Raw genomic sequence first — 26,025 nt, forward strand, 5'->3', positions numbered from 1 at the left:
CCTTATCCCCCGGATCAGCCGATTGCCGTGAAGATGTCGATGGTGCCCGACTTCAGGGTGACGATGGCGCGCTTGGTGTCCTTGCGCTTGCCGGTTCCGAAGCGGGTGCGGCGAGCCTTGCCGACGCGGTTGAGGGTGTTGACCCCTGCGACCTTGACGCCGAAGATCTTCTCGATGGCGAGCTTGATCTCGGTCTTCGAAGCGCGCGGGTCGACGAGGAAGGTGTACTTTCCTTCATCGATGAGCCCGTAGCTCTTCTCGGACACGACCGGCTTCAGGATGATGTCGCGCGGGTCCTTGTTCAGGGCCGTCTGGAGAACAGATGCCTGCTCGCTCATGCGGAGACCTCCTGGTTGGCGCCGGACTTGGAGGCGATGAAGCCCTCGAGCGCGGCCTGGGTGAAGACGATGTCGTCGGAGACGAGCACGTCGTATGCGTTGAGCTGGTCGAACGTCAGCACGTGCAGGTTCGACAGGTTGCGGATGCTCTTCAGCGTCACGTCGTCGCCCCGCTCGATGACGACGAGCACGTTCTTCGACGAGACGACGTTGGTGAGGAAGCTCACGGCGGTCTTGGTCGAGGGCGTGCCGTCGATCCCGAAGGAGTCGATGGCGTGGATGCGGTCTCCGCGGAAGCGGTCGCTGAGCGCGCCCAGCAGGGCGGCGGCGATCATCTTCTTGGGGGTGCGCTGCGAGTAGTCACGCGGCTTCGGGCCGTGGACGATGCCACCACCGGTCATGTGCGGCGCGCGGATGGAACCCTGACGGGCGTTACCCGTGCCCTTCTGCTTGAAGGGCTTGCGGCCGGCACCGGAGACCTCGCCACGACGCTTGGTCGAGTGCGTGCCCTGGCGTGCCGCCGCGAGCTGCGCGACGACGACCTGGTGGATGAGCGGGATGTTCGTCTTGGCGTCGAACAGTGCGGCGGGAAGCTCGATGGAGCCTGCCTTCTTGCCGTCTGCCTTGAGGACGTCGAGCGCGAGAGTGGAGTCAGCCATGATCAGGCACCCTTCACTGCGTTGCGGACATAGACGATGCGACCACGAGCACCGGGGACGGCGCCCTTGACGAGCATGAGTCCCTTCTCGATGTCGATGGCGTGCACCGTGAGGTTGAGGACGGTCACGCGCTCGCCACCCATACGGCCGGCCATGCGCATGCCCTTGAAGACGCGGCTCGGGGTCGACGATGCGCCGATGGAGCCGGGCTTGCGGTGGTTGCGGTGTGCACCGTGCGAAGCCGAGACGCCCTTGAAGTTGTGGCGCTTCATGACACCGGCGAAGCCCTTGCCCTTGCTCGTGCCGACGACGTCGACGAGCTGGCCTGCCTCGAAGGTGCCGTCGACCGTGAGCTCCTGGCCCAGGGTGTAGTCGCCGGCGTCCGCGGTGCGGATCTCGGTGACGTGACGACGCGGCGTGACGCCGGCTGCCTCGAAGTGAGCGGAGAGCGGCTTGTTCACCTTGCGGGGGTCGATCTGGCCGTAGGCGATCTGCACGGCGTTGTAGCCGTCCTTCTCGGGGGTACGGACCTGGGTGACCACGTTCGGTGCCAGCTCGATGACGGTGACGGGAACGAGCTTGCCGCTCTCGTTCCAGACCTGGGTCATGCCGAGCTTCGTGCCGAGCATGCCCTTGGAAACCTTGGAATTGATGTCAGCCATGTCGAACCTCAGAGCTTGATCTCGATGTTGACATCGGCCGGCAGGTCGAGACGCATCAGCGAGTCGACAGCCTTGGGCGTCGGGTCGACGATGTCGATCAGACGCTTGTGGGTGCGCATCTCGAAGTGCTCGCGGCTGTCCTTGTACTTGTGGGGCGACCGGATGACGCACACGACGTTCTTCTCGGTCGGAAGGGGCACGGGGCCGACGACGGTTGCGCCCGCACGGGTCACGGTGTCGACGATCTTGCGTGCGGACGTGTCGATGACCTCGTGGTCATACGACTTCAGGCGAATGCGGATCTTCTGTCCCGCCATTGTCTGCTCTCTCTCTTTAGGCGTCTTACCGTCCGGGACCGGGTGGCCCTGGGGCATTGGACGCACGTCGGCGCTGTTCGCGCCTCGGCACGAGAACGGCTCTCACGAGTCGATCTGCTGCACCACTGTTCTTCTGTCAGCCGGAAGCCGCGAGGCGACCGGATGCCGACCTTCCACCGCGCACGGCGGAACCCTTCATCATGAGGGGGTGTCGGGGTGTGTTCTGCTACCCGCGGCCTAGAACCCTGCGCCGTCCCGGAGGAGGCGCCGTCTATGCACTGCCCTGGCAGTGATCCGTTGCACGCACAGCGGCAACGGAATATCGAACCTGTCTATTCTGCCACGGCCGATTTCACTTCTGCAAACCCGGGCGTGTCGCGGTCGTCTCGCCGCGCCTCAGACGCGCGGCGGAGACGTCAGATCGCAGGAGATAGCGGGGCGAGGCATCCCCATGCCTCGCCCCGCTTGGGGAGGGCGTTCAGTGCGAGGGGGCACACCGAACGCGAGTAGCCCGGCGTGAAGGGACGCCGAGCTCCTCGACCGAGGGCGCGGCGGAAGACCCGCCGCGCAGGCAGGGAGACGCTCAGGCGCAGTGGCTGCGCGCGTCGCACGATGATCCCCAAGATCGCATATCCCCAGTTTGGACGCGGATGACCGCGTGTTCCCGGAAACCGAACCCCTTCGGCTTCCATGACCGCAAGATCCCCAGGCGGTCGAGACGATCTTACTCGATGCAGGAGCGAATCCGCCACATTTGACACCGGGTCTCACCGCCCGGCACCGAAAAGCGGCGCCCCACCACCGGTGGGGCGCCGCTCAGCGACGACGGGCGAGGCTACTCGTTGCCGACGGCCTTGTCCGCGCTGTCCCGGATCTCGTCGATCTTGTCCGCCGCGCCGGGTGCGATCTTCTTCGCGAAGTCGGCGACACCGTCGAGCACCTTGTCGCTGATGTCCTCCGCCTGCTCGCTCTTCACGGCTTCGGCGATCTTGTCCTTGTTCTGCTCGTAGAGGTCCTTGCCCTTGTTCACGGCGTCCTCGATACCCATGTGACTCCCCTTCTGAGACGTGTGCGGTCGTCCGATCGGGGCGACCACACTCATTGTGCATGTCCACCCCGCCGAAGGGAACCCTCGCCGCCCGTCCACGACAAAGGGGCCGGACCCGAAGGCCCGACCCCTTTGCGAGGAAGCAGATGCTTACTTGATGATCTTCGTGACCGTACCGGCGCCGACGGTGCGTCCACCCTCACGGATGGCGAAGCCGAGGCCCTCCTCCATGGCGATCGGCTGGATCAGCTCGACCGTCATGTCGGTGGTGTCGCCGGGCATGACCATCTCGGTGCCCTCGGGCAGCGAGATGACGCCGGTGACGTCGGTGGTGCGGAAGTAGAACTGCGGGCGGTAGTTCGTGTAGAACGGGTTGTGACGGCCACCCTCGTCCTTCGACAGGATGTACGCGGTGCCCTCGAAGTCGGTGTGCGGCGTGACCGAACCCGGCTTGACGATGACCTGACCGCGCTCGACGTCTTCACGCTTGGTACCGCGGAGCAGCAGACCACAGTTCTCGCCGGCCCAGGCCTCGTCGAGCTGCTTGTGGAACATCTCGATACCCGTGACCGTGGTCTTGACGGTCGGACGGAGTCCGACGATCTCGACCTCGGAGTTGATGGCCAGCGTGCCACGCTCGGCGCGACCCGTGACGACGGTTCCACGGCCGGTGATCGTGAAGACGTCCTCGACGGGCATCAGGAACGGCTTGTCGCGGTCACGCTCCGGGTCCGGAACGCTGTCGTCGACGGCCTGCATCAGGTCCAGGATCGCCTGGACCCACTTCTCGTCGCCCTCGAGGGCCTTGAGAGCGGAGACGCGGACGACAGGAGCGTCCTCGTCGAAGCCCTGGCCGGCGAGCAGCTCGCGGACCTCGAGCTCGACGAGCTCCAGGATCTCCTCGTCGTCGACCATGTCGGACTTGTTCAGCGCGACGAGCAGGTAGGGAACGCCGACCTGCTTGGCGAGCAGCACGTGCTCACGCGTCTGAGCCATCGGGCCGTCGGTGGCGGCGACCACGAGGATCGCGCCGTCCATCTGAGCCGCACCGGTGATCATGTTCTTGACGTAGTCGGCGTGGCCGGGAGCGTCGACGTGCGCGTAGTGGCGCTTCGGGGTCTCGTACTCGATGTGCGAGATGTTGATGGTGATACCACGCTGGCGCTCTTCCGGCGCCGAGTCGATGGAAGCGAAGTCACGCTGCACGTTGGTGTCGGACGGGTACTTGTCAGCAAGCACCTTCGAGATCGCTGCGGAGAGCGTGGTCTTGCCGTGGTCGACGTGACCGATCGTTCCGATGTTGACGTGCGGCTTGGTCCGCTCGAACTTGGCCTTAGCCACTGGGTCCTCCTCAGGACGTCGTTGTAGAGGTGACCGGGCACTGGTTTGCGACCGGTTCTCTACGGGTTAGGTTCTCAGTTTAGTAGAGAGGGAATGTGAAGTTGTAGGTGACCTGGGAACCCCGCGGCGCTTCGCCGTGCTCGGCGCCGCGGGGAACCCAGAAGGGTGATTACTCGCCCTTGGTCTTCTGGACGATCTCGTCCGCCACCGCGCGGGGAACCTCAGCGTAGCTGTGGAACTCCATCGAGTAGACGGCGCGGCCCGAGGTCTTCGAGCGCAGGTCGCCGATGTAGCCGAACATCTCGGACAGCGGCACCTGAGCGCGGACGACCTTGACGCCGGCGGCGTCTTCCATCGACTGGATCTGGCCACGGCGCGAGTTCAGGTCACCGATGACGTCGCCCATGTACTCCTCCGGAGTACGGACCTCGACGGCCATCAGCGGCTCGAGCAGCACGGGGTTGGCACGGCGAGCGGCCTCCTTGAAGCCCATGGAGCCCGCGATCTTGAACGCCATCTCCGAGGAGTCGACGTCGTGCGCTGCACCATCGACGATGGTCGCCTTGACGCCGACCATCGGGTAGCCCGCGAGCACACCGACGTTCATCGCGTCCTGGAAACCAGCATCGATCGAGCCGATGTACTCACGGGGGATGCGACCACCGGTGACGGCGTTCACGAACTCGTAAGTCGTCTCGGAGTCAAGCTCGAGCGGCTCGATGTTGAACTGGATCTTCGCGAACTGTCCAGAACCACCGGTCTGCTTCTTGTGCGTGTAGTCGTGCTTCTCGACGGTCTTGCGGATCGTCTCACGGTACGCGACCTGCGGCTTGCCGACGTTCGCCTCGACGCGGAACTCGCGCTTCATGCGGTCGACGAGGATGTCGAGGTGCAGCTCGCCCATGCCCTTGATGGTCGTCTGACCGGTCTCGGGGTTGAGCTCCGTGCGGAAGGTCGGGTCCTCCTCAGCGAGCTTCTGGATCGCGAGACCCAGCTTCTCCTGGTCGGCCTTGGTCTTCGGCTCGATCGCGACCTCGATCACGGGCTCCGGGAACGTCATCGACTCGAGGACGACCGGAGCTGCCGGGTCGGCGAGGGTGTCACCGGTGGTGGTGTCCTTCAGGCCGATGACCGCGTAGATGTTGCCGGCGGTCAGCGAGTCGACCGGGTTCTCCTTGTTGGCGTGCATCTGGAAGATCTTCCCGATGCGCTCCTTCTTGCCCTTGGTCGAGTTGACCACGGCGGAGCCCGAGTCGAGGTGACCCGAGTAGACGCGCACGTAGGTGAGGCGACCGAAGAACGGGTGCACGGCGACCTTGAAGGCCAGCGCCGAGAACGGGTCGTTGGCGTCGGGGTGACGCTCGATGATCGTGTCGTAGTCCTTCGGGTCGTGCGCCTCGATGGCACCGACGTCGAGGGGGTTCGGCAGGAAGTCGACGACCGCGTCGAGCATCGGCTGGACACCGCGGTTCTTGAACGCGGAGCCGCAGAGCACCGGGTAGATCTCGCTGGCGACGGTCAGCTTGCGGATCGCGCCCTTGATCTCGGCGACCGTGAGCTCCTCGCCGCCGAAGAACTTCTCGAGCAGCGCGTCGTCGGTCTCGGCGACGACCTCGAGGAGCTGCTGACGGTACTCGTCCGCCTTCTCCTTGAGGTCGGCGGGGATCTCCTGGACTTCGTACTTGGCGCCCATGGTGACATCACCCTTGGAGTCGCCGGGCCAGACCAGTGCACGCATCTCGATCAGGTCGATGACACCGATGAAGTCGTTCTCCGCACCGATGGGCAGCTGGATGACCAGCGGCTTGGCGCCGAGGCGGCTGACGATCGTGTCGACCGTGAAGTAGAAGTCGGCACCGAGCTTGTCCATCTTGTTGACGAAGCAGATGCGCGGCACGTTGTACTTGTCGGCCTGACGCCACACGGTCTCGGACTGGGGCTCGACGCCCTCCTTGCCGTCGAACACGGCGACAGCACCGTCGAGGACGCGGAGCGAGCGCTCCACCTCGACCGTGAAGTCCACGTGACCGGGGGTGTCGATGATGTTGATCTGGTTCTTGTTCCAGAAGCAGGTCACGGCGGCAGACGTGATCGTGATGCCGCGCTCCTTCTCCTGCTCCATCCAGTCGGTGGTCGAGGCGCCGTCGTGCGTCTCGCCGAGCTTGTGGTTGACGCCCGTGTAGAACAGGATGCGCTCGGTCGTCGTGGTCTTGCCGGCATCGATGTGCGCCATGATGCCGATGTTGCGGACCTTGCTCAGGTCCGTGAGCACGTCTTGTGCCACAGGAGTGTCCTTATCTTTTGGAGCAGTCTTACTGCGAAGAGGGGGTGCCCGTCCCCCGACGGGAGGCCGGGGGACGGGCGAAGCTGTTTACCAGCGGTAGTGAGCGAACGCGCGGTTCGACTCGGCCATCTTGTGCGTGTCCTCGCGGCGCTTGACCGCGGCACCCAGGCCGTTGGACGCGTCGAGGATCTCGTTCTGGAGACGCTCGGTCATCGTCTTCTCACGACGGCCCTTCGCGTAGCTCACGAGCCAGCGCAGAGCGAGCGTGTTGGCGCGGTGAGGCTTGACCTCGACCGGCACCTGGTAGGTCGAACCACCGACGCGGCGGCTGCGGACCTCGAGGGTCGGGCGCACGTTGTCGAGCGCCTTCTTGAGCGTGGCGACGGCGTCCTGGCCGTTCTTCGCCTCGACACCGCGGAGGGCGCCGTAGACGATCGACTCGGCCAGCGACTTCTTGCCGTCGACGAGGATCTTGTTCACCAGCGAGGTGACGATCGGTGCGCCGTATACCGGGTCGTTGACGACGGGGCGCTTCGGGGCGGGTCCCTTACGAGGCATCTAACTCAACCCTTCTTCGCGCCGTAGCGGGAACGAGCCTGCTTACGGTTCTTGACTGCCTGGGTGTCCAGGGCGCCACGGACGATCTTGTAACGCACACCGGGAAGGTCCTTGACTCGACCGCCGCGCACGAGCACGAGCGAGTGCTCCTGCAGGTTGTGGCCCTCACCGGGGATGTACGCGGTGACCTCGGTGCCGTTGCGGAGCTTCACACGAGCGACCTTGCGCATCGCCGAGTTCGGCTTCTTCGGGGTGGTGGTGTAGACGCGGGTGCAGACCCCGGCCTGCTGCGGGTTCGACTTGAGCGCCGGCGCCTTGGTCTTGGTGACCTTGGGCGAGCGACCCTTGCGAACCAACTGCTGAATGGTTGGCACGTTCTCTCCTCATAGTGCTGCACGGTGACAGCGTGATGGGTTTCACATCATGACCCACCGGCACGCCGGAATCGACGAGCTTTTGGTGTGGTGGGTATGCCGTGGGGGCGGACCGGCATGGTGCCGACGCCCAGCGCGCACGTCGAGACGTGCACACACCTGGTCAAGTGTAATGCCGCGTAACGTGGCGGTCAAATGAGTGTGCGTCCGCGAACCGTCGCGAGGATCAGGGGATGTCGGGATCGAAGGGCGAGTCCAGCGACTCGGTCAACTCCGCCAGCAGCGCCTCGATCTGAGGCTCGACATGCTGGGAGATCGCCGCCTGGATGACGATCCGGTGCCCGAGCAGCATGTTGCAGATCTCCCGGCCGACCATGTTGGCGTACTCGTCGGCGAGGGCGACTTCTTGGCGGAGGGCGATCTTCGCCTCCTCCGTGAGCGGCGGCAGCGCCGGGAGCTCTGCGGCGGAGTCGTCGGCGAGGCCGGCGATCGTGAACAGGAACGGTGCTCCGGGTACCGGCTCCGGATCGAGCGGGAGCCCGTCGAACTCGGGGTCGAGGTCTTCGGCCGGTCGGTAGCTGCGGGCGCGATTGCGTGCGGCCTGCTGGTCGAGCTCTCGCTGCAGCATCGGGAGGTTCTGCGCCGTGTACTCGGCGACCGCGTGGTCGACGATGGTCTTGATCCGGGTCGAGAGCCCATGCTGCACGCCGTGGGGCGCGTTCGCTCCGATCCCGGCGGCGGCGAGGATCGGAGACCCCAGACAACGGCGGCAGGGCGCGACGCGGCCTCGATGGGTCGCCGGCTCCCAGCGCGGCACCCAGCGCAACCAGGCCTCGACGGCTTGGTCCACCTGCGTCTCCAGTGAGCGCTCCACCCCACCAGCGTACGGCGCGTCGCCCTTCACCGCGTCGATTTCCCCTTCCGCGGCGGGGCGTGGAAGGTCACTCGTCCTCGTCGCGCTCCCAAGGCCAACGCGGATGCTCAGCACGAGTGCGTCGGAGAGCGACGCCACCCCACGCGGCGATCAGCGCCGCCACGAGCAGCACCGCGCTCACTCCACCCCGGACGAGGTCCCCGGCGACCGCCGTGGCGATCACGACGTCCGACGTTCCGAGGAGAACGGCGAACCACACGACCACGAGATGCGCGAGGACAGTGACGAGCGCGATCGTGATCGTGGAGACGAAGGACGGACGCCGGGTCCGGAGGGTCACCCCCAGGAGCACCGCGAAGGCGACGACCGCGGCGAGCATCCCCACCACCCCCGGAGCCTGACCGAGGTCGGGGGTCGAGATGATGTCGGTGTCGGTCGCCACGCTCAGGGCACCGAGCCCGAACACCGCGAGCGCGAAGAAGCTGATGGTGGCGAGCACCACCGCCAAGACAGCCGAAACCCCCGCGGACTCGGGCCCGCGGGGGTTCGGCGTGGTGGAGTTCGTGACTACCTCGACAGCGTCGGACCGGCTTCGAGGGTGCGCTCATACTCGCGCTGCGCCTCGGCGTTCAGCTCGGTCTTGCGCGCACCGCTGCGGGACACCCATGCGCCGAACCAGATGGTCAGCTCACGGGCGAACACGAACGCGGCGATCGCCAACGGCGCCAGCAGCTGTTCCCCGACGAGGTCGAGTCCCTGCGAGGCGGTGAGCTTCCAGAACGGCGCCTCGAACAGCTGCCCGAGGATATGGCCGGCGTACGCGATGACGCCGACGAGGAGACCGAACACGACCCAGAGGCCCCAGCGTCCGCGGTTGATGATCGCGCCGAGCAGCCAGAACCCGAGGAAGAACACGACGACGGGAGTCCAGTATCCCCACGTGAGCAGAGGCGCGAGCGCCGCTTCACCGATGTTCTCGCCCGTGACATCCCCGGCGACCGCGCCGAATCCCAGCGCCGCGCCCAGGTAGAGCACGGCGAAGACGAGGGTCGCGAGCAGACCGATGAGCCCGGCGGTTCCGCGGTTGCCGCGATCACGCGGCGGCTCCGGAGCCTGCACGAAGATCGGCTGCGGCTGGGCCGCGGCCGCACCCGCGCTCGCGGCGACCAGCGGCTCCGACGGGACGACACGGGTGTCGGCCTCATCGCCATACTGCGCGTAGGCACCCCCGGCCATGCCGGACTGTTCGTGGCCGAACGGTGCGGGCTCGGCCACGACCGGTTCAGGGAAGAAGGAAGCACTGTCGGCGTCGGCCTCAGAGCGGACATCGCGCACGTCGGGGTTCGAGGCGGCGGCCGGCGTCGCTGTCGCGGCGGGGGGCGGAGGAGCGAACGTGCCGGGGTGGTCCCGCTCGGCCTCTTCGAAGGCGGCGAGGTCGGGGTCGACGGGCGCGGCGACGGGGTCGACGGGACCGTCGTCCACGCTGTCGTTCGCGCCGGGAACATCCGCGCCCGCGGCGGCGGCGTCTGCGAGACCGGCGTTCGCGCTGCCGACGACGTCGTCGACGTCAGCCGGCTTCTCGGGCTGGGGGCCGTCGGGATCACTCATGGGGTGCGCCTCTCATCGGATATGTGCATTGCGAGGGTACCGCCGCGTGAACGGCCGCTCACGCAGGCGTGCCGACGTGTCGCCATGCGGGTGAAGACGGGCCGGTCGCCACCGCTCAGGGGAGGGCGGTGCGCAGGGCGTCGCCCGCGAACGCGGCCAGCACGGGAAGGATCGGGAGGGACAGCCAGACGAGCGCCCCGATGATCGCGGCACACACGACACCGGCGAACCAGCTCATCGCGATGCTGCGCCCAGCCACTCGTGCCATATCCTCACGCTACGACGGGCGGGGCGAACTCGCGGGCCGCAACGCCGAGCGATGACGCGGTCGCTGCACGGTCTCACGCGGCGGTGCGCCCCCGCAGCCTCCAGAGCAGCCAGAGGCCCGATGCGGGGATGAGGAGGAAGCCGAAGAGGAGCAGGAGGTGCCAGATGCTGAGACTCGGCACCAGCGGATTGTTCGTGACGTCGTCCGGCCCGGGACCGGACCCGGAGGAGCTTCCCGAGGAGGCGAACTCCACGAAGCTCATGAACTGCAGGAGCAGCAGCGACAGGGCGCCGAACACGAATGGCACGACGATCGAGACGACCTTCTCCCACGTCTTCCACAGGGCGCTCAGCGAGACGAGCACCGCTCCGACGAACCACCCGAGTACCGGGACGATGAATCCGCCGAAACTCAACGTCAGTGCCGCCGTGATCGCGAACCCTCGCGTCGACGTCGATGGGCGGCGCGGCGCCGGCGGGGCGGAGACCGGGGCGGCGACCACGATCCTCGGGCTGTCCGGGACTTCGTCCTGGGCCTCGCGCGCGATCGCGGCCGGATCCCCCAGCCGCGCGATCCGTGCGGCCATCGCTTCGGCGTCGAGCCCCTCGAGCTCTTCGACGATGCCGCCGCGGATGTCGGAGGCGACGCCGTGCGGGAGGTCTCGCATGGCCTCATCGAGCCGCGCGAGGTAGTCGTCGCGCAGTGCGTGTGCGTCTGTCTGTGTCATGGTCGTCCCTCTCCGACGATGCCCGTGACGACACGGGCGAACGGTGTCCATTGGGCGCGGAAGCGCTCGAGCTGCTGCACACCCGCCTCCGTGAGCCGGTAGTACTTGCGCACCGGACCGCTCTCGGACGGCTGGTCGAACGTGCTGACCCAGTCGGCGTCACGCAGCCGCCCCAGAAGCGGATACAACGTGCCGATGCTGGCGATCAGTCCGGCGCGTGTGAGTGCGTCCGCCAGCTGCCAGCCGTACATCGGCTCGCGCGCGAGCAGGCCGAGCACGCAGTACTCGACGACCCCCTTGCGCATCTGGGCGCCGACATCAGCTGTCATGCATCACAAGATAGCATGCGACACAAGCTACCGCGACCGGCGGATACGCGAGGCGGGCCGAAGGAGGTCAGCCCTTGGTCGCGCCCGCGGTCAGTCCGCCGACGATGTACTTCTGCAGGAACAGGAACAGGATCATCACCGGGATCGCCGCCATCACGGCACCGGCGGAGAACGCCGACCAATCCGCGTAGCGCGGGTTGGCCACGAGCTTGGTGAGCCCGACGACCAGGGTCTGCTGGTCGACGTCGACGAGCATCACACTCGCGATCACGTATTCGTTGACGGTGCCGATGAAGGACAGCAGCCCGACGACGGCGAGGATCGGCGCGACCAGGCGAAGGATGATCGTGAAGAAGATCCGGGCATGTCCGGCGCCGTCGATGCGGGCGGCCTCGTCGATCTCCTTGGGGATCGTATTGAAGAAGCCGTACATCAGATACGTGTTCACACCGAGCGCGCCCCCGAGGTACACCAGGATGAGTCCCGTGTGGGTGTTGAGCCCGATCGCCGGGAACCAGTCCCCCAGCGTCGACATGAGCAGGAAGATCGCGACGACGGCGAGCAGCTGCGGGAACATCTGCACCACGACGATCGTGACGAGTCCGACGCGGCGCCCGGCGAATCGCATGCGGGAGAACGCATATGCGGCGCACGCGCCGATGAAGACCGTGACGGCGCCCGTGACGACCGCGATGAGCAAGGTGTTCAGGAACCAGGTGCCGTAGGGGTTCTGCGGATCACTCAGGATGCGCACGTAGCTGTCGATCCCGATCGCCGAGAACAGCTGATTCGATCCGGTGAGCGTCCCCTTCGGGTTCAGCGAGGCCGACACGACGTACAGGAGGGGGAACAGGGCGAACACGCTGACGACGATCGCGACGAGGTGGCGCCACCCGGTGTCGGCGAACCAGGCGCCGAGAGTGCGTCGGCGCGCGGCGGGGGCGTGTGCGTCGGTGGCGGGACTGGCGGTGCTCATGTCAGTTCAGCTCCTCGAGGGCCTTGGTCTTGCGGAAGCTGATGATCGAGATGGTCGCGACCACGATGAAGATCAGGATGGTGAAGGCGGAGGCGAGGCCGTAGTCGCGCGTCTGCCCGGTGAAGGCCACCTTGTACACCATCGAGATCAGGATGTCGGTGTGTCCCACGGGGATCGACACGTCGCTGAATCGCGGCCCGCCCTTGGTGAGCATGTAGATCAGGTTGAAGTTGTTGAAGTTGAACGCGAAGGACGAGATCAGCAATGGCGCGACCGTGACGAGCAGCAGCGGGAGCTTGATGCGCCGGAACACCTGCCAGGGGTTCGCGCCGTCCATGACGGCCGCCTCGTTCACATCCTCCGGGATGCCCTGGAGGGCACCCATGCACACCAGGAACATGTACGGGAAGCCGAGCCACAGGTTGACCAGCAGGACCGACACCTTCGCGAGCGTCGGATCCGTCAGCCACGGGATCGCCGCACCTCCGAAGAGGACCTGGTTGATGAACCCGAAGCTCTCGTTCATCATCCCGGCCCAGACGAGTGCGGAGAGGAAGGCGGGGAACGCGTACGGCAGGATCAGGATGATCCGGTATCCGTTGCGGAAGCGCATCCGGGTGTTGTTGAACACCAGCGCGAGCAGGAGCCCGAGGAAGAACGTCGACGCGACCGAGATCACCGCGAACGCGAACGTCCACAGGGTGACCGAGATCAACGGCCCACGGATCGAGGAGTCGGTGACGGCACGGACGAAGTTGTCGAAGCCGACGGTCGTCTGCCACCCGGGCAGTAGCTGCTCCCCGTCCGCCGCGGTGAAGGCTCCGTCACCCTCGTCGGAGTAGACGGTGCCGGTGGTGGTGTCCGTGATCGTGTCGGCAGCCGCGTCGTACTCGAGCGTCGAGACGTACAGATACCCCTTCTGGCCGTCCGGAGCCCGCAGGCTGCCGTCGTTGGGGTCATCGCTGAACGGGACCGAGAGCTGCTCGAGCTCTTCCGAGAGTGTGAAGACGGTCGCGAGCGGGAGCGTCGTCCAGCCGTCGACGGCGATGGCCTGACCGCCCGCGAACTCGGCGTCGACCTCTTCGAGCGGCTGCTCGGACGTGCCGAGGAGGGCGTCGCCGGACTCCGGGTCCGTCACGAGGAACCCGTAGGTCCCGAACTGCTCGACGACGGTGACGGGGTAGGTGGGCGAGTCCTCGACCCGCTCCTGTGCCGAGGCGAGGAGCGAGGAGATCGCCTGCTCCTTGGTGCCGTTGTGGCCGGTGCCGTAGTTGGTGAAGCCGATGTACCCGGTGTAGAGGAGCGTGAACACCTGGAAGACGACCAGGAAGATGATGCCGGGGGTGAGGTACTTCGCTGCGATGCGCTTGCGCGAGAAGTAGATGTAGTTGACGAGGACGGCGACCGCGACGACGATGCCGAGGATCAGCCACTCCTGGTTCGCGAAGAGCACGAACGCGGCGTAGAGCGCGATCGCATCGACCACCGCCAGCAGGAGGATCTTCAGCAGCATCCAGCCGATCGGTCCGGATGCGGCCTCCGCGATCTTCGCGGCCTGGCGCTGACGTCGGGTCGGAGGAGCCGTGCGCTCGTCGGTGTCTGTCATGTCGTCCTCGTCATGATCCTGCCGGGGCGGGCGGTGGTCGCCGTCCGCCCCGGCAGGGCCCGTGTGATGGCTGTTACTTGATCGCTGCGGTGACGTCGTCGACGAGCTTCTGCCACGTCGTCGTCGGGTCCGCACCGTTGATGATCGCCGCCTCGGCGACACCCCAGAACTGCCAGACCGAGCCCATGGCCGGGATGGCCGGCATCGGGACGGCGTCGGCACCGACGGCCTGGAAGCCGGCGATGATCGGGTCGGATGCCGCCGTGTCGGCGGCCGCGGTGAGCGCGGGCAGGACGTTGCCGGCCTTGAACAGTTCGAGCTGGACGTCTTCCGTGCCGAGGTAGTTGACCAGGAAGTCGTTCGCCGCGACCTTGTTCTTGGACTCGGAGCTCACGAAGAAGCCCTTGACGCCGGCGAACGGCGATGCGGTCTCACCGGTCGGGCTCGGGATCGGGTCGATCGCGACGTTGATGCCGGCGTCGGTGGCCGCCCCCACGTTCCAGGGACCGGTCAGCCAGAAGGCCGCGGTGCCGTCGAGGAACTGCTGCTTGGCGATCTCACCGTCGATGTCGGTGTTCAGCACGCCGGCCGTGCCCTGCGCGCCGAGCCAGTCGGCGAAGGCGAAACCGCCCTCGCTGCCGAGCTGCAGGTCGGTGGCGTCGTAGCTGCCCGTGTCGTCCGTGCCGAAGACCGGAGCGCCGAAAGCCGTCTGGAAGGGGTACAGGTGGTACGGGTTGCCCTCGGCGCCCTGCTCCACGACGAACGTGCCCTGGGCGATCATGTCGTCGAAGCTGCTCGGGGCGGTCGGGACCAGGTCGGCGTTGCGCAGCACGGCGATGTTCTCGACGGCGTAGGGAAGCATGTAGACGGTGCCGTCATACGTCGCGGCCTGCAGCGCCACCGAGAGGTAGTCCCCCGCGCTGTCACCGAGCTCGATCGGAGCGACGACGCCGTTCGTCGACAGCTCCCCGAGCCAGTCGTGCGCGCCCATGACCACATCGGGTCCCTTGCCGGTCGGCACCTGCTGGATGAAGTCGTCCTTCATGTCGTCGACGGACTTGCCCAACAGCTCCACCGTGACCCCGGTCTTGTCCTCGTACGCGTCCGCCGCCCCCTGCAGGGCGTCGACGCGCTCGGCGTCGACCCAGACGACGAGCGTGCCGCTGTCCTCGGAGCCGGAGGTGTCATCGCCGCTGGTCCCCGTGGAGCAGCCGGCGAGCGTCAGAGTCGAAACGATGGCGATCGCGCCCGCGGCGGCGATGCTCCTCTTGTTCACCTTCATTGGTGTGTGCCTCTCTCAGTGCTGGGTGGCCTGCACAGACTGCAAGCGCTTACAGTATGCATCGAAGCAAGGGCGATTTGCAACGAAGATAGCGGGTGATATCAACCTGTGACCGGGGCGAACTCGCAATATCGGAGTGAAAACGCTTCCACGACGGCAGGAAACTGGGAGGTAGCGGCACGACGCGATACCGTCGAGAGATGCGGAAAATCCGACGCTCGTGGCTGCTCGGCGGTATCGGACTGATCTCGTGCGGCATCGTCGGCATCGCACGGAGCTCCGTATTGGGTGCTCCCGGAGCGGACGTCGTCCTCGCGCTCCTCAGCGACCTGCTCTGGGCCGGCGCGATCCTCCTCCTGTCCATCGGCCTGAGTCGCGAGGCGAGCGTCGTCGCACGAAGACCCTTGGGACTGACCGCCTCCGCGGTCGTCGCCCTCTGGCCGGTGACGGCCACAGTCCTCGGCCCGCTCGTCCTCCCCCAGGAGCCGACGGCGACGGAAGCATGGCAGACCTGGTCGTATCTGTCGGTGCTGATCCCGCTCATCTCCGGGGTGATCGCCGCGATGCAGGTGGCCCGCGCGCGTACGGTCCCGGCGCCCTGGAACGGGGCTCCGCTCTGGGCGCTCGGCGTTCAGACGATCGTCTGGGTGGTTCCGCAGGCCGTCGGCGCGAGCTCCCCGCGCGCGCTCATCGAGATGGCTGCCGTTCTTCCCGCGCTCGGGCTCCTCGGCTTCTTGGCAAGCACTCTCGGGCTCGGCATCGTGGCGGTGACGCTCGCCGGCCACCGTCGGGTCAACACCGTGCGTGTGTTCGAATCAGCGGGTCCCGACACACCCGTTGCCTAGAATTGCAGAATGGCAAACGACTCTAGCTTTGACATCGTCTCGAAAGTGGATCACCAGGAGGCTGAGAACGCCGTGAACCAGGCCCGCAAGGAGGTCGAGCAGCGCTACGACTTCAAGGGCACCGGAGCGTCGATCGCCTGGAGCGGCGAGCAGATCCTGATCACCGCGAACACCGAGGAGCGGGCGAAGGCCGTGCTCGACGTGTTCCAGTCCAAGCTCATCAAGCGCGGCATCTCCCTGAAGAGCCTCGAGTCGGGCGACCCCTTCGCCAGCGGCAAGGAGTTCCGCATCGTATCGACGCTCAAGGACGGCATCTCCTCGGAGAACGCGAAGAAGATCGGCAAGATCATCCGCGAAGAGGGCCCCAAGGGTGTCAAGAGCCAGATCCAGGGCGACGAGCTGCGCGTCCAGTCGAAGAGCCGCGACGACCTCCAGGAGGTCATCGCGCTTCTCAAGGGTGCCGATCTCGACCTCGATCTGCAGTTCATCAACTACCGGTAATCACCCCGTCTGACCAGGGGTTTCTAGGTGGGAGTCCGCGAGGAGTCCGCAGAACCTAGAACAGCACCCATGAATGTGGCCGTCGCGGAGCGCGTCTTGTCCTCCGCAGACGGCCACAAGTGGCTGTAGACGTTCAGGGTGATCGACGGCTGCGAGTGCCCCAACGCCCTCTGCACCGTCACGACATCGCACCCGGACGCGATCAGGTTCGACGCGAACGTGTGACGGAGCGTGTGAAGCGTCACGTCTTCACCGAGGCCCGCCGCCTTCCGAATGCGACGCCACTCCTCCCCCGCGCTGTTCCGGTTGTACAAGTGCCCCAACGGCGTGCGAAACAGGAACTGATCAGGTGTCAGATTCTTGACAGGTGTGTCAATTGCCACACCTGTCAACAGATCGACGAGCTCCGCCGGTACGAAGATCTCTCGCTCCGACCCTGCCTTCGGCGGGACGATCTTCGTCGTGGGAATCGACGTGCCCTGAACCTGCCGACGCACGAAGATCGTGTTTATATCCCGGTGTATGTCACCGGCTTGCAGTCCCGCCGCTTCTCCGAGCCGAAGTCCTGCGAAGACGCACACCTCGACGAATGGCCGGAAGTCGCCGGCGACCTCGAGCGCGGCGTTGACCTGTTCCGCGGTGAGGATCTTCATCGTCGCTTCACGCTTGCGGATCCGCGGTGTCTTTACACGCGATGCCGGGTTGCGAGAGATCACCTGGTTGTCGACGGCGGCGCGGAAAGCCATCTGCACATAGTTCAGCCGGGTACGGATCGTTGACGCCGCGAGGCCGCGCTCAGACTCCTTCGTGACCCACGTCTGCACATCACCGTGCTTCACGTCACGTATGGCCTTCAGACGCCACGGGACGGACTCTACAGCCGTCGTCGCCGCCGTCGCCGTCCCGTCTGCCCAGACCTGCATCGCGACCCAGCGAGACACCCACTCATCCCACGTGATGCGGCCAGCACCGGGGTCCGCCCACTGGCCGGTGACGATCGCGGCGGTCTGCTCATCAAGCCACTTCTGAGCCGCGCGCTTCGTCTTCTCGTGCTTGGTGTGCTCCTTGCCGTTCTGATCCCGGTAGCGAGCACGCCAGACGCCGTTAGCCCTCTGTTTGACGCTCGCCATCGCGTTCCCGTGCGGGTGTGTAGCGCGCAATCTCAGCACGCCAGAAGTCGATGAAGGCGTCGTACTCGGCGGAGTTGTCAAGCTCGTCTGATTCTTCCGGCTCGTCCACCTGATCAGAGGTTCTTCGCCAAGCGTCATGCTTTTCGATTGCTTCCACCATTCCGCTCCACGCCGAACGCAACGGCGAGTCTCGCAGCGAAAGGCGGCGCATCTCGTCGTCAAGGAGATGCGCCGCGAGCATCGCCATGTTCTTCTGCTCGCGGAACGCCTCTGCGGTCAGCGCCTCGATCTCATCAAGCGGGTCTCGCACCGCCCGGAAGAGCATCGTGAGGTCAAATCCCTCGCCGCTGGCAACCAGCATGTTGACACTCTCACCGAGAACCTCAGCGACCGCCTCGGCTTCAGTCAGTCGAAGGGGCCGCTCCCCCTTCTCGACACCCCAGACCGTTGCCTGCGACCACCGGAACCCACGCTTCCGCATCGCATCCGCGAGGTCTTTCTGGCTCAGATCGCCGCGGAGCTCCACGAGATTCTTGCCGATCTGTTCGTCGCTAGTCATACAAGAAACCCTAGTGGATCTCGACTACACATTCCTGAAGAATTCTCACTTCTAGTCGCGCACGACAAGAAAACCGTGTTACCTTGGCACTGTCGAACCGAGTCGTCCACGACTAGAAAAGGAAGTCACCAATGTCGATCACCGCCCCGCAGGCAGCCGCCATCAGCCTGCTCACCGTCGATGAGGTCGCCGAGCGCCTTCGTCGCACACCGACGTCCGTCCGTCACCTGATCGCGAGTGAGCAGCTCAAGTCGGGTCGTGTCGGCGGACGCCGGATGGTCCGCGAATCGGACCTGAACGAGTTCATCGAGGCCGCCTTCGCGGAGGCGTCCTGATGTCCACCCGTAAAGAAAAAGCCCCCGACGCCGGCCAGGGCGTCGAGGGGATCAGCTCCAGAAAGGAACTAGTAGATATGTCCATGATTGCACACCCCACAGGATGCGCAACCCTCTACGAAGCGGACGCGCACGGCTGGAGCCTCCAGGTCAGAACGAGCCGCACGGGGAAGAAGATGCACGTCGGCCGCTCTCAGAACGGGATCCTCGTGACGTTCTACTGCGCGCTCACCATCACGCCGGCAAGGAAGCACCTCGAGGTGATGATGTACGACGACACCCCGATCAGCCGGATCATGAAGACTATCCGGCTCGCTCACGCACTCGCTCTGCGCGACGGCGAGTGGCCCGGAACGGATTGGGGCCGCGGGCGGGAGAGCAACGGAGACGAGTGGCTGAGCATCAAGCTCGGTGACGAAGTTGACATCGACGAGGCGTTCGCACAGCTCACCGAGCACATTGACCTCAGCTCGGAGGTGACCGCATGACTGCCGAGACGATCACCGAGCTGTCCTGGGCCAAGGAGAACGCCGAAGAGCACGTCGTTCTCCTCTTCGACCCGGAGACCGGCGAGCAGCACTGCTTGGCAATCCTCGAGGACGGGATCCCCGTGCTCACCGACATCGACAAGAACTTCGCGCTCTCCCTCGCCGCGCGTCTCGTCGAGCTCGCGATTGAGCTCCCGGAGTCTCGCGTCATCCTGCCCGTGACGACCTTGCCACCAGAGGAGCGCCGCACCGTACGCCGGCTTAGCGCCGTTGACGATCATCTGCGAGCGCTTGACGACTGAAAGACCCGGTGGTGCCCGCCCCGGCCGGTGGGCACCACCGCTTCCAACTTCATACCGAAAGGGGGTGACACATGGTCACCACTGACGGATTCGTACGACTGCCGAACTGGTTGATCGACGACAGCAGCCTGTCACTGCACGAGATGGCCGTGTACACCGTCCTGCTCCGCTTCCGGGATCACAAGACAGGCAAGTGCTACCCCGGCATGGCGACGATCGCGGACTGCGCGCGTGTCTCTAGGGACACGGTGAAGCGAACCATTCCGACGCTTGAGGCCAAGGGAATGATCCGGGTCACTCGTCGGCGTGAGGGAACGAAGAATCTCCCGAACGTCTACGAGGTCGCGTTGGCTGCGGAGAACCCGGAGTTCGTGTGGGAGAAGAGCCAGCGCGGCCAGCGCATCCCGAAGCGGTCCAAGGGTAGGCGCTCCGAGCACCCACCTAGGGAGGCAGGGTCCAAGGGTAGGCGCTCCGAGCACCCAGGGTCGGTGCTGGGAGCTTCGAAAGTGGGTGCTCCCAGCACCTCGAACAAGACCTACAAGAACAAGAACCAAGAACAAGCTGTAACACCCACTTTCTCCGAAAGCGGGTCGGACCAATTCACTTTCGACGCTTCGGGAGACGACGGAGCCACCGAGAACCAGGTGGCCTATCTCAAGGATCTCGCCATCCACCTGGGGTACGAGAGCGGCGGCGGAGTACCGGACGATCTGCAGGTACAGCGGTGGCGGAAGCTCACCCGCGACGAAGCCGACACCAGGATCCGCGGATACCTCAAGGCGCTCGGTCGGCCCGACGAGATCGTGTACCCGCAAGCCGGCGATCCCGCGTTCCAGGCGCTCAGCACCAAGGGGAAGCACTTCGCCCAGTCGGCCGGCGACCCGGCGAGCGTCACAAAGAAGCGAGTAGGGGCAGGAAATCCATACCCCTAAATCACCTAATCCGAATTCACGATCACCAGATCAGGAATCCCAATACGTCGAAAGGAGTACCCCGTGATCGCACCACCACCCCTCAACCTCGCCGAGATGGCTGACGCCTGGTCCGACCCGATCGCGTTCGCCGCACAACTACAGACGTACTACACGCAATTGGAACGGGAGGGCTACCGACTCCCGACACCCGACATCACCACAGAACGGACACCCCAATGACTCAGGAGCTCTACCACCGTGCAGCGCAAGGCGTTGCCGCATGTTCTGAACACGGGCACCTCAATGACACCGAGTTCGCGGCAGTTGTCCGCGCGGCCGTCAAGCAAGCCCACATCAAGCAGAGCGCACCCGTGCTCCTGCTCCCCGCACACATGACCAAGGAGATCCAGTGACCGAAGACATCACCACCTACCGCGACCAGCTCGCCACCGAACGCGGCATCAGCGACGAAGACCGCGACCTGCTCATGACCGGCACCGACGAAGACACCCTCCTGCGGCAAGCGAACCTGCTCGAGCCCCTGCCCACCCTTACGGGCGGCAACATCGCCCGCAAGGAGGGCCAACACGTCACCGGGCGCACAGACGACAACCAGACCATGCGTGAGTTCGCCAAGGAACTCTTCGACCGCGCAGACGACTAAGGAGACAACCCCCATGACCAGCATGAGAAACCCGAACCTGACCTTCATCGTGAACGCGATCAAGGCGGCAGGCGGAAAGACCCCGAAGGCGATCACCGAAGCCGTCGACGCACAGGCCCGCATCCTCGAAGAAGCACGCAAAGCACGTGGCACAGTCCAGGGATACGAGGCGCTCGCGCTCGCATGGGCAAACGCCGTCCTCGAAGGACGAGACCCCGCCGACGACCGAGACGTGTTCCGCGCCATGCTCTCCAACTCCCTCGCAGACGGAGACATCGAGTACGCCGCGACGAACGCGGTCACCGCCCGGGCGATCGAAGGAATCACCAACTCCCAAGACGAGATCCTGGCTCTACTCAAGAAAGCCTTCGACGAAGCCGGTCGCACCCTGACGAACGCACACAGCATCCTCGGTGCCATCAGCCTCGACAACACCACCGCGATCTTCCAGCTCGGACCCGTCGCCGTACAGGCCTACCAGGACGCACAGGAAGCCCGACGCATCACCCGCCTCATCGACAACGGTTGGACCGGGATGAACAACATCACCCAGTTCGCCGGCTCATGCGAACACGTCACACGTTGGGCAGACACCGGCATCACCACCTGGGAACGGATGCGGCGAAGCAAAGACACATGGGACATGACCGTCGCCGGAGCCACCCTCAACCTCGCCATCGATCGCGCAACCATCCACCAGCGAACAGCACGCATCGCCAACGAACGAGAAGAGCGAGACACCGCACCCGAACGCACCGAGCGAGCCAAGCGCATCAACTACCTGACCGGCACAGCACTCAGCTGACACCGACGACAGGCAACACAACAGTGAGGGTTCCACGCACACACAACGTGGAGCCCTCACGCGCACACAAGGAGAGACACGATGACCAACCCGACAACGAACAGCGCATCAGCGACCAGGGGGACCGCCCCCCATGCCAGTTGCCTCACGGGTCTCCGGGGCTATGGACCGTCTCTCTCCGCTAAAAAAACGCTTGTCCTGAAAGGGGGCGGGGAATGGGTAAGAGCTTGCTGGAGGCGGCCCAGGAGGGCCGTACGGAGCTATTGAAAGCGGCGCGCGATCGTCTCGCTGAGGAGATCGACAAGGGCGTCCCAGCTCACGCGCTGCGGAATCTGATCGCAGAGCTGACACGGATCGATATCGAGTTGCGCGGGCAGTCCGACGACGACGAAGAGATCCCACTGGAAGACGGGCCATTCGACCCGTCGACGATTTAGGAGAAGACAGACATGCCAATTGATATTGATGCGTTGATCGCAGGCCAGAAGGCCTACTTGGAGAGCATCCAGCCGGTGGATGTGCCGGTGGCGGTCGGTGAGAAGAACCTGGTTGTCCGGGTGCCGTTCCTGATGCCGACCGAGTTCAGCAATCTCGCCGCGTTGCATCCGCCTCGGCCGGGCGTGGCCGCGGATCTCTCGCTGTGGTTCTCCCTGGATCGTCTGACCAGGGCGATGCCGAACATCACCCTGATCGACGGCGACGAGACCGACGACTTGTTCCGTCTGCGGGACAAGGAGGCGGTGTACGTGTGGTCGGAGATCTATGACGCGCTCGAGCCGGAGGACGCGCAGAACGTGCGCATGGCGGTGTGGGCGCTGCACATCTGGGAGCCGGAGCAGCGCCGCGCGGCGGTGCTGGAGAAGAAGGCGAAGAAGGAGGCCGACAATGGCTGATCGTGTGGTGAAGGTCCGCCTGTCGGCGGTCGTATCGGACTATGAGAAGTCGATGATGGATGCCGCCCGTGCGACAGCGACGGTCGGCACCGAAGCGGAGAAGCTGGCGCAGAAGAAACAAGCGTTTCAGCAACTCGGGACCACCGGGCTCGCGATGGGTGCCCTGCTCTCGGCGGGACTCGCCGTCGCCACGAAAGCGAGCATGGATTTCGACGCGGCGATGTCGAACGTGCAGGCGGCGACGCATGAATCCGCCGCGAACATGGACCTGCTCCGCCAGGCGGCGTTGGATGCGGGTGAGTCGACCGTGTTCTCCGCCACCGAGTCCGCGCAGGCAATCGAGGAGCTCGCGAAGGCGGGTGTCTCCACGTCCGACATTCTCGGCGGTGGTCTCACGGGTGCTCTCGACCTCGCTGCCGCGGGTGAGCTGGACGTCGCCACGGCGGCAGGAATCGCGGCGACCGCGCTGAAGCAGTTCAACCTCACCGGTTCCGACATGGCGCATGTTGCCGATCTCCTCGCTGCCGGCGCGGGCAAGGCGATGGGTGATGTGACGGATCTGTCGCAGGCGTTGAACCAGTCGGCGCTGGTGGCGAAGCAGACGGGTCTCTCGATCGAGGAGACCACCGCGGGACTGTCCGCGTTCGCCGCGTCCGGTCTGCTCGGCTCCGACGCCGGAACCAGCTTCAAGACCATGCTGCAGTCCCTCAACCCGACATCGGCGCAGGCCGCCGAGCTCATGCAGAAGTACAACCTCGAGGCGTATGACGCGCAGGGGAACTTCGTGGGATTGGCCGAGTACGCCGGCAAGCTCAAGACGGGCCTGTCGGGGCTGAGCACCGAGCAGCAGAACGCGACTCTGAAGACGATCTTCGGTGCCGACGCCGTGCGCGCGGCGACCGTGCTGTACCAGCAGGGGGCCGAGGGGATCAACGAGTGGACGCAGGCCGTCGATGACCAGGGCTACGCGGCCCAGACTGCCCGTCTGCGCCTCGATAACCTCAAGGGTGACGTGGAAGCCCTCGGAGGGGCGTTTGAGACCGCTCTGATCGACACAGGGTCCGCGGCGAACGACACGCTCCGCACGATGGTGCAGGCACTCACCGGCCTCATCGGCATGTACAACGATCTCCCTGCCCCGGTGCAGGGGACCGTGATGGCTCTCGGTGGTGCTGCCGCCGCGGTCGCTCTCACGGGTGGGGCCGCGTTCCTCGCCGTCCCGAAGTGGTTGGAGTTCAAGGCCACGGTGGAGGCGTCGACGTGGACGATGAAGGGGATCGGGTTCGCCGCGGGCGGGGCCGCTCTCGCACTCGGTGGCCTGTTCATGATCGTCGGGGAGCTCGCCGCACGCCACCAGCAGGCGCAGCAGCGGGCGCAGGCGTACGCGGACGCGATCGAGGACGGCACGAACAAGCTGACCGAGGCGGCACGGGCCACCGCGATCGACGAGCTGCAGAAGGGCGGGGAACTGCTCTCGTTTAACTGGCAGTCCGCCTACGATGCCGCCGAGAAGCTCGGTGTCGGCGCGGATGTCGTCACCGACGCGGCGCTCAAGAACGCCGACGCGATCGACCAGCTCAGCGCATACTACGGTGCCCTCAGCGGTGACCAGGAAGCGTTCAACCGCATCCAGGCCGAGACCGGGATGAACGCCTACGAGACACGCCTCGCACTGGAGGCGATGATCGGTGGCATCCAGGCGCAGAACGCCGCCATCGACGACGGGATCAAGCTCAAGGGCCAGGAGACCGAAGCGAACTCCACCGCCACGGCACAGTCCCAGGGAGCCGCCGAGGCATACCAGGAGCAGGCTGACGCCGTGCAGGATCTCAGCTCGCAGCTCGCCAGTCTCATCGACAGCATCAACGCCGCGAACGGTGTGGCCGTCGATGCGATCACCGCGAACGCGAACTACCTGTCCGCGATGGACGGCCTCGCCGCGCAGGCCGAGAAGCTCGGTGTATCCCTGGATGAGACCAGTGTGTCCGGGTCGGCGAACGCCGCCGCGATGGGCGAGATCGCCGAGAAGGCCCGTGCCGCCGCGGAAGCACAACTGCAGCAGGACATCACGACGATGAGTGCGGACGAGTCGGCGAAGAAGTACTCGGCCACGCTCGCCGCGCAAAAGCAGGCGTTCATCGACTCCGCGATCAGCGCCGGCTACAACGCCGACCAGGTGAAAGCCCTCGCCGACCGGATCTTCCAGATGCCGACCGAGAAAGAGTTCCAAGCACTCGTCGAGACCGCCACCGCACAGCTTCAGATCGACCAGTTCGTCACCCTCAACAACGGCCGCCGCGTGAAGGTGTTCGTCGACGCGGAAGGCGGCCAGTCCTACCGGGTGGGTTCCAAGACGATCGCCCCCGGCATGTCGACCGGTGGACCCGTCCACGGCCCCGGCCCGAAGGGCATCGACTCCGAGATCCGCAAACTCGCCCCCGGCGAACACGTCATCCCCGCCAACGAGGTCGACGCGGCCGGAGGACACAGCGCCATCGAAGCATGGCGGTCAATGCTCGCCGGCAACCACCCGGCCGCGTCCCTCGTGGATGCGGGGCGCACCGCCGAGGTGTTCGATGAGGTCATGGTCGAGGGAGGGTCTTTCGACTGGATCCGCGAGGCGGTGGAGGCCTGATGTCGCTCCTGATGTTCATCTGCCTCGATGACGCCGTGCAGGTCATCACCGACACCTTGGTGAGCGACGGGGAGACCCGCGAACCGGTCATGTACCACCACAAGGTCCGCGCGTTCCCCCAGCTCGACATGCTCGCCGTCGTCACCGGATTCGCCAACTTCGGAGATCACTGGTTCACCCGGCTCGGTCAGATCCCCGGCCTCCGAGACATCGAAGACGTCAACCGGGTCGCCGGCGCCGAGCTGCCGGAGATCTACCAGCAGTGGCAGGACTACTACGCACCGAAAGACATCGGCACCTCGACCGTCTACCTGTTCGGCTTCACTGCCGAGAGCGAGAAGATCGTCCGATACGTCTACAGGTCGCCGAAGGGATTCGACAGCGAACGGTCAGAAGGCATCTGTGACTTCGCGGTCAAGCCACCGCCTCAGCAGTTCGAGTTGGTGGCCCCCGAGGACGACCAGGCCATCATCGACCTCGCCGTCAAACTCCGCGACGAGAACGACAACGGGCGCACGGACGGCCCGGTCGCGATCGGCGGCGACCTCTACCGCACATTCATGATGCGCGGCCAAACCGTCACCGAACGCATGCACCGCTGGCCCGACCACAGCGACATGCTCGAGCAGATGAAGCACATCAACTACGTCTGACCAGTCGGACATACTGAGGGTGGGGATCGGAGCTACTTGTTCTAGTTCCG

At 65.5% G+C, this 26,025-nt stretch carries 34 protein-coding genes; 14 read left to right on the top strand and 20 right to left on the bottom strand.

What is annotated here, in order from left to right; all coding sequences use genetic code 11:
* Positions 1 to 14: 14 nt before the first annotated feature.
* The 18 genes from rplW to E0W80_RS10365 all read right to left on the bottom strand — a co-directional run bounded on the left by rplW (position 15) and on the right by E0W80_RS10365 (position 15,251).
* The gene (gene rplW, locus E0W80_RS10285; RefSeq protein WP_017829206.1) at positions 15 to 338 is read right to left on the bottom strand and encodes a 50S ribosomal protein L23; all 324 of its coding nucleotides are present in this window, start codon (positions 336 to 338) and stop codon (positions 15 to 17) included.
* Positions 335 to 997, bottom strand: coding sequence for a 50S ribosomal protein L4 (gene rplD / locus E0W80_RS10290; protein ID WP_047524108.1), 663 nt, complete (start codon positions 995 to 997; stop codon positions 335 to 337). Before rplD ends, rplW begins: the two co-directional genes overlap by 4 nt.
* A gap of 2 nt (positions 998 to 999) precedes the next feature.
* Complete coding sequence (gene rplC, locus E0W80_RS10295) at positions 1,000 to 1,659, bottom strand: 50S ribosomal protein L3 (RefSeq protein WP_047524109.1); 660 nt, start codon at positions 1,657 to 1,659, stop codon at positions 1,000 to 1,002.
* Between the two features lie 8 nt (positions 1,660 to 1,667).
* Positions 1,668 to 1,976: a 30S ribosomal protein S10 gene (rpsJ, locus tag E0W80_RS10300; protein WP_017201594.1), complete on the bottom strand. Its 309-nt coding sequence runs from the start codon at positions 1,974 to 1,976 to the stop codon at positions 1,668 to 1,670.
* Between the two features lie 835 nt (positions 1,977 to 2,811).
* Positions 2,812 to 3,024, bottom strand: coding sequence for a hypothetical protein (locus E0W80_RS10305; protein WP_045264638.1), 213 nt, complete (start codon positions 3,022 to 3,024; stop codon positions 2,812 to 2,814).
* A 150-nt stretch (positions 3,025 to 3,174) separates the two neighbouring features.
* Entirely contained in the window at positions 3,175 to 4,365 is a 1,191-nt protein-coding gene (tuf, locus tag E0W80_RS10310) for an elongation factor Tu (protein ID WP_047524110.1), read from the bottom strand.
* A 169-nt stretch (positions 4,366 to 4,534) separates the two neighbouring features.
* Entirely contained in the window at positions 4,535 to 6,649 is a 2,115-nt protein-coding gene (gene fusA, locus E0W80_RS10315; protein ID WP_047524111.1) for an elongation factor G, read from the bottom strand.
* An 87-nt stretch (positions 6,650 to 6,736) separates the two neighbouring features.
* Positions 6,737 to 7,207, bottom strand: coding sequence for a 30S ribosomal protein S7 (gene rpsG, locus E0W80_RS10320; RefSeq protein WP_017201608.1), 471 nt, complete (start codon positions 7,205 to 7,207; stop codon positions 6,737 to 6,739).
* A gap of 5 nt (positions 7,208 to 7,212) precedes the next feature.
* Positions 7,213 to 7,581, bottom strand: a complete 369-nt coding sequence (gene rpsL, locus E0W80_RS10325; protein ID WP_017201609.1) for a 30S ribosomal protein S12 — start codon at positions 7,579 to 7,581, stop codon at positions 7,213 to 7,215.
* 226 nt (positions 7,582 to 7,807) lie between these two features.
* Positions 7,808 to 8,455, bottom strand: a complete 648-nt coding sequence (locus E0W80_RS10330) for a spermidine/putrescine ABC transporter substrate-binding protein (protein ID WP_194239285.1) — start codon at positions 8,453 to 8,455, stop codon at positions 7,808 to 7,810.
* A gap of 67 nt (positions 8,456 to 8,522) precedes the next feature.
* On the bottom strand, positions 8,523 to 8,954 hold the full coding sequence (locus E0W80_RS10335) for a hypothetical protein (protein ID WP_131492369.1): 432 nt from the start codon (positions 8,952 to 8,954) through the stop codon (positions 8,523 to 8,525).
* Positions 8,955 to 9,022: 68 nt separating this feature from the next.
* Positions 9,023 to 10,063 (bottom strand): ABC transporter, encoded by a 1,041-nt coding sequence (locus E0W80_RS10340; protein ID WP_131492370.1) that lies wholly within the window; start codon positions 10,061 to 10,063, stop codon positions 9,023 to 9,025.
* A 115-nt stretch (positions 10,064 to 10,178) separates the two neighbouring features.
* Positions 10,179 to 10,331: a hypothetical protein gene (locus E0W80_RS19145; RefSeq protein ID WP_153242816.1), complete on the bottom strand. Its 153-nt coding sequence runs from the start codon at positions 10,329 to 10,331 to the stop codon at positions 10,179 to 10,181.
* A 73-nt stretch (positions 10,332 to 10,404) separates the two neighbouring features.
* On the bottom strand, positions 10,405 to 11,058 hold the full coding sequence (locus E0W80_RS10345) for a hypothetical protein (RefSeq protein ID WP_131492371.1): 654 nt from the start codon (positions 11,056 to 11,058) through the stop codon (positions 10,405 to 10,407).
* On the bottom strand, positions 11,055 to 11,387 hold the full coding sequence (locus E0W80_RS10350; RefSeq protein WP_047524115.1) for a PadR family transcriptional regulator: 333 nt from the start codon (positions 11,385 to 11,387) through the stop codon (positions 11,055 to 11,057). Before E0W80_RS10350 ends, E0W80_RS10345 begins: the two co-directional genes overlap by 4 nt.
* A 67-nt stretch (positions 11,388 to 11,454) precedes the next feature.
* Positions 11,455 to 12,363, bottom strand: a complete 909-nt coding sequence (locus tag E0W80_RS10355; RefSeq protein WP_131492372.1) for a sugar ABC transporter permease — start codon at positions 12,361 to 12,363, stop codon at positions 11,455 to 11,457.
* A gap of 1 nt (position 12,364) precedes the next feature.
* On the bottom strand, positions 12,365 to 13,969 hold the full coding sequence (locus E0W80_RS10360; RefSeq protein WP_131492373.1) for an ABC transporter permease subunit: 1,605 nt from the start codon (positions 13,967 to 13,969) through the stop codon (positions 12,365 to 12,367).
* A gap of 73 nt (positions 13,970 to 14,042) precedes the next feature.
* Positions 14,043 to 15,251 carry a maltose ABC transporter substrate-binding protein gene (locus E0W80_RS10365; protein WP_131492374.1) on the bottom strand — a complete coding sequence of 403 codons (1,209 nt, stop codon included), beginning with the start codon at positions 15,249 to 15,251 and terminating at the stop codon, positions 14,043 to 14,045.
* 200 nt (positions 15,252 to 15,451) lie between these two features.
* On the opposite strand from E0W80_RS10365, the gene E0W80_RS10370 reads away from it, so the two are divergent.
* Together E0W80_RS10370 and E0W80_RS10375 are read left to right on the top strand one after the other, a co-directional pair.
* Positions 15,452 to 16,096, top strand: a complete 645-nt coding sequence (locus tag E0W80_RS10370) for a hypothetical protein (protein WP_131492375.1) — start codon at positions 15,452 to 15,454, stop codon at positions 16,094 to 16,096.
* Positions 16,097 to 16,105: 9 nt separating this feature from the next.
* Positions 16,106 to 16,597, top strand: a complete 492-nt coding sequence (locus tag E0W80_RS10375) for a YajQ family cyclic di-GMP-binding protein (protein ID WP_131492376.1) — start codon at positions 16,106 to 16,108, stop codon at positions 16,595 to 16,597.
* 23 nt (positions 16,598 to 16,620) lie between these two features.
* On the opposite strand, the gene E0W80_RS10380 is transcribed toward E0W80_RS10375, so the two are convergent.
* On the bottom strand, positions 16,621 to 17,727 hold the full coding sequence (locus tag E0W80_RS10380; RefSeq protein WP_131492377.1) for a site-specific integrase: 1,107 nt from the start codon (positions 17,725 to 17,727) through the stop codon (positions 16,621 to 16,623).
* Entirely contained in the window at positions 17,702 to 18,286 is a 585-nt protein-coding gene (locus E0W80_RS10385) for a helix-turn-helix transcriptional regulator (RefSeq protein WP_131492378.1), read from the bottom strand. Before E0W80_RS10385 ends, E0W80_RS10380 begins: the two co-directional genes overlap by 26 nt.
* Before the next feature lie 131 nt (positions 18,287 to 18,417).
* On the opposite strand from E0W80_RS10385, the gene E0W80_RS10390 reads away from it, so the two are divergent.
* The 12 genes from E0W80_RS10390 (at position 18,418) to E0W80_RS10430 (ending at position 25,975) form a co-directional block, all read left to right on the top strand.
* Positions 18,418 to 18,621, top strand: a complete 204-nt coding sequence (locus tag E0W80_RS10390; protein WP_240740507.1) for a helix-turn-helix domain-containing protein — start codon at positions 18,418 to 18,420, stop codon at positions 18,619 to 18,621.
* Positions 18,621 to 19,109, top strand: coding sequence for a hypothetical protein (locus tag E0W80_RS10395; RefSeq protein WP_131492379.1), 489 nt, complete (start codon positions 18,621 to 18,623; stop codon positions 19,107 to 19,109). Before E0W80_RS10390 ends, E0W80_RS10395 begins: the two co-directional genes overlap by 1 nt.
* A complete protein-coding gene (locus E0W80_RS10400; protein ID WP_131492380.1) occupies positions 19,106 to 19,411 on the top strand; it encodes a hypothetical protein in 306 nt (101 codons plus the stop codon). Before E0W80_RS10395 ends, E0W80_RS10400 begins: the two co-directional genes overlap by 4 nt.
* A 71-nt stretch (positions 19,412 to 19,482) precedes the next feature.
* Positions 19,483 to 20,343, top strand: coding sequence for a helix-turn-helix domain-containing protein (locus E0W80_RS10405; protein ID WP_131492381.1), 861 nt, complete (start codon positions 19,483 to 19,485; stop codon positions 20,341 to 20,343).
* A gap of 63 nt (positions 20,344 to 20,406) precedes the next feature.
* Positions 20,407 to 20,565, top strand: coding sequence for a hypothetical protein (locus E0W80_RS19150; protein WP_165875435.1), 159 nt, complete (start codon positions 20,407 to 20,409; stop codon positions 20,563 to 20,565).
* Positions 20,562 to 20,738: a hypothetical protein gene (locus E0W80_RS19155; RefSeq protein WP_165875436.1), complete on the top strand. Its 177-nt coding sequence runs from the start codon at positions 20,562 to 20,564 to the stop codon at positions 20,736 to 20,738. The genes E0W80_RS19150 and E0W80_RS19155 overlap by 4 nt, the downstream gene beginning before the upstream one ends.
* Positions 20,735 to 20,989, top strand: a complete 255-nt coding sequence (locus E0W80_RS10410; RefSeq protein WP_131492382.1) for a hypothetical protein — start codon at positions 20,735 to 20,737, stop codon at positions 20,987 to 20,989. Before E0W80_RS19155 ends, E0W80_RS10410 begins: the two co-directional genes overlap by 4 nt.
* Before the next feature lie 13 nt (positions 20,990 to 21,002).
* Positions 21,003 to 21,794: a hypothetical protein gene (locus tag E0W80_RS10415; protein ID WP_131492383.1), complete on the top strand. Its 792-nt coding sequence runs from the start codon at positions 21,003 to 21,005 to the stop codon at positions 21,792 to 21,794.
* A gap of 215 nt (positions 21,795 to 22,009) precedes the next feature.
* Positions 22,010 to 22,231 (top strand): hypothetical protein, encoded by a 222-nt coding sequence (locus E0W80_RS10420; protein WP_131492384.1) that lies wholly within the window; start codon positions 22,010 to 22,012, stop codon positions 22,229 to 22,231.
* Positions 22,232 to 22,243: 12 nt separating this feature from the next.
* Positions 22,244 to 22,687, top strand: a complete 444-nt coding sequence (locus E0W80_RS19160; RefSeq protein WP_165875437.1) for a hypothetical protein — start codon at positions 22,244 to 22,246, stop codon at positions 22,685 to 22,687.
* Positions 22,680 to 25,322, top strand: coding sequence for a phage tail tape measure protein (locus E0W80_RS10425; RefSeq protein ID WP_165875438.1), 2,643 nt, complete (start codon positions 22,680 to 22,682; stop codon positions 25,320 to 25,322). The genes E0W80_RS19160 and E0W80_RS10425 overlap by 8 nt, the downstream gene beginning before the upstream one ends.
* Positions 25,322 to 25,975, top strand: coding sequence for a hypothetical protein (locus E0W80_RS10430; RefSeq protein WP_131492386.1), 654 nt, complete (start codon positions 25,322 to 25,324; stop codon positions 25,973 to 25,975). Before E0W80_RS10425 ends, E0W80_RS10430 begins: the two co-directional genes overlap by 1 nt.
* Positions 25,976 to 26,025: the final 50 nt, after the last annotated feature.

The sequence above is a fragment of the Microbacterium sp. PI-1 genome (genome assembly GCF_004337555.1).
Classification (GTDB): Bacteria; Actinomycetota; Actinomycetes; order Actinomycetales; family Microbacteriaceae; genus Microbacterium; species Microbacterium aurugineum.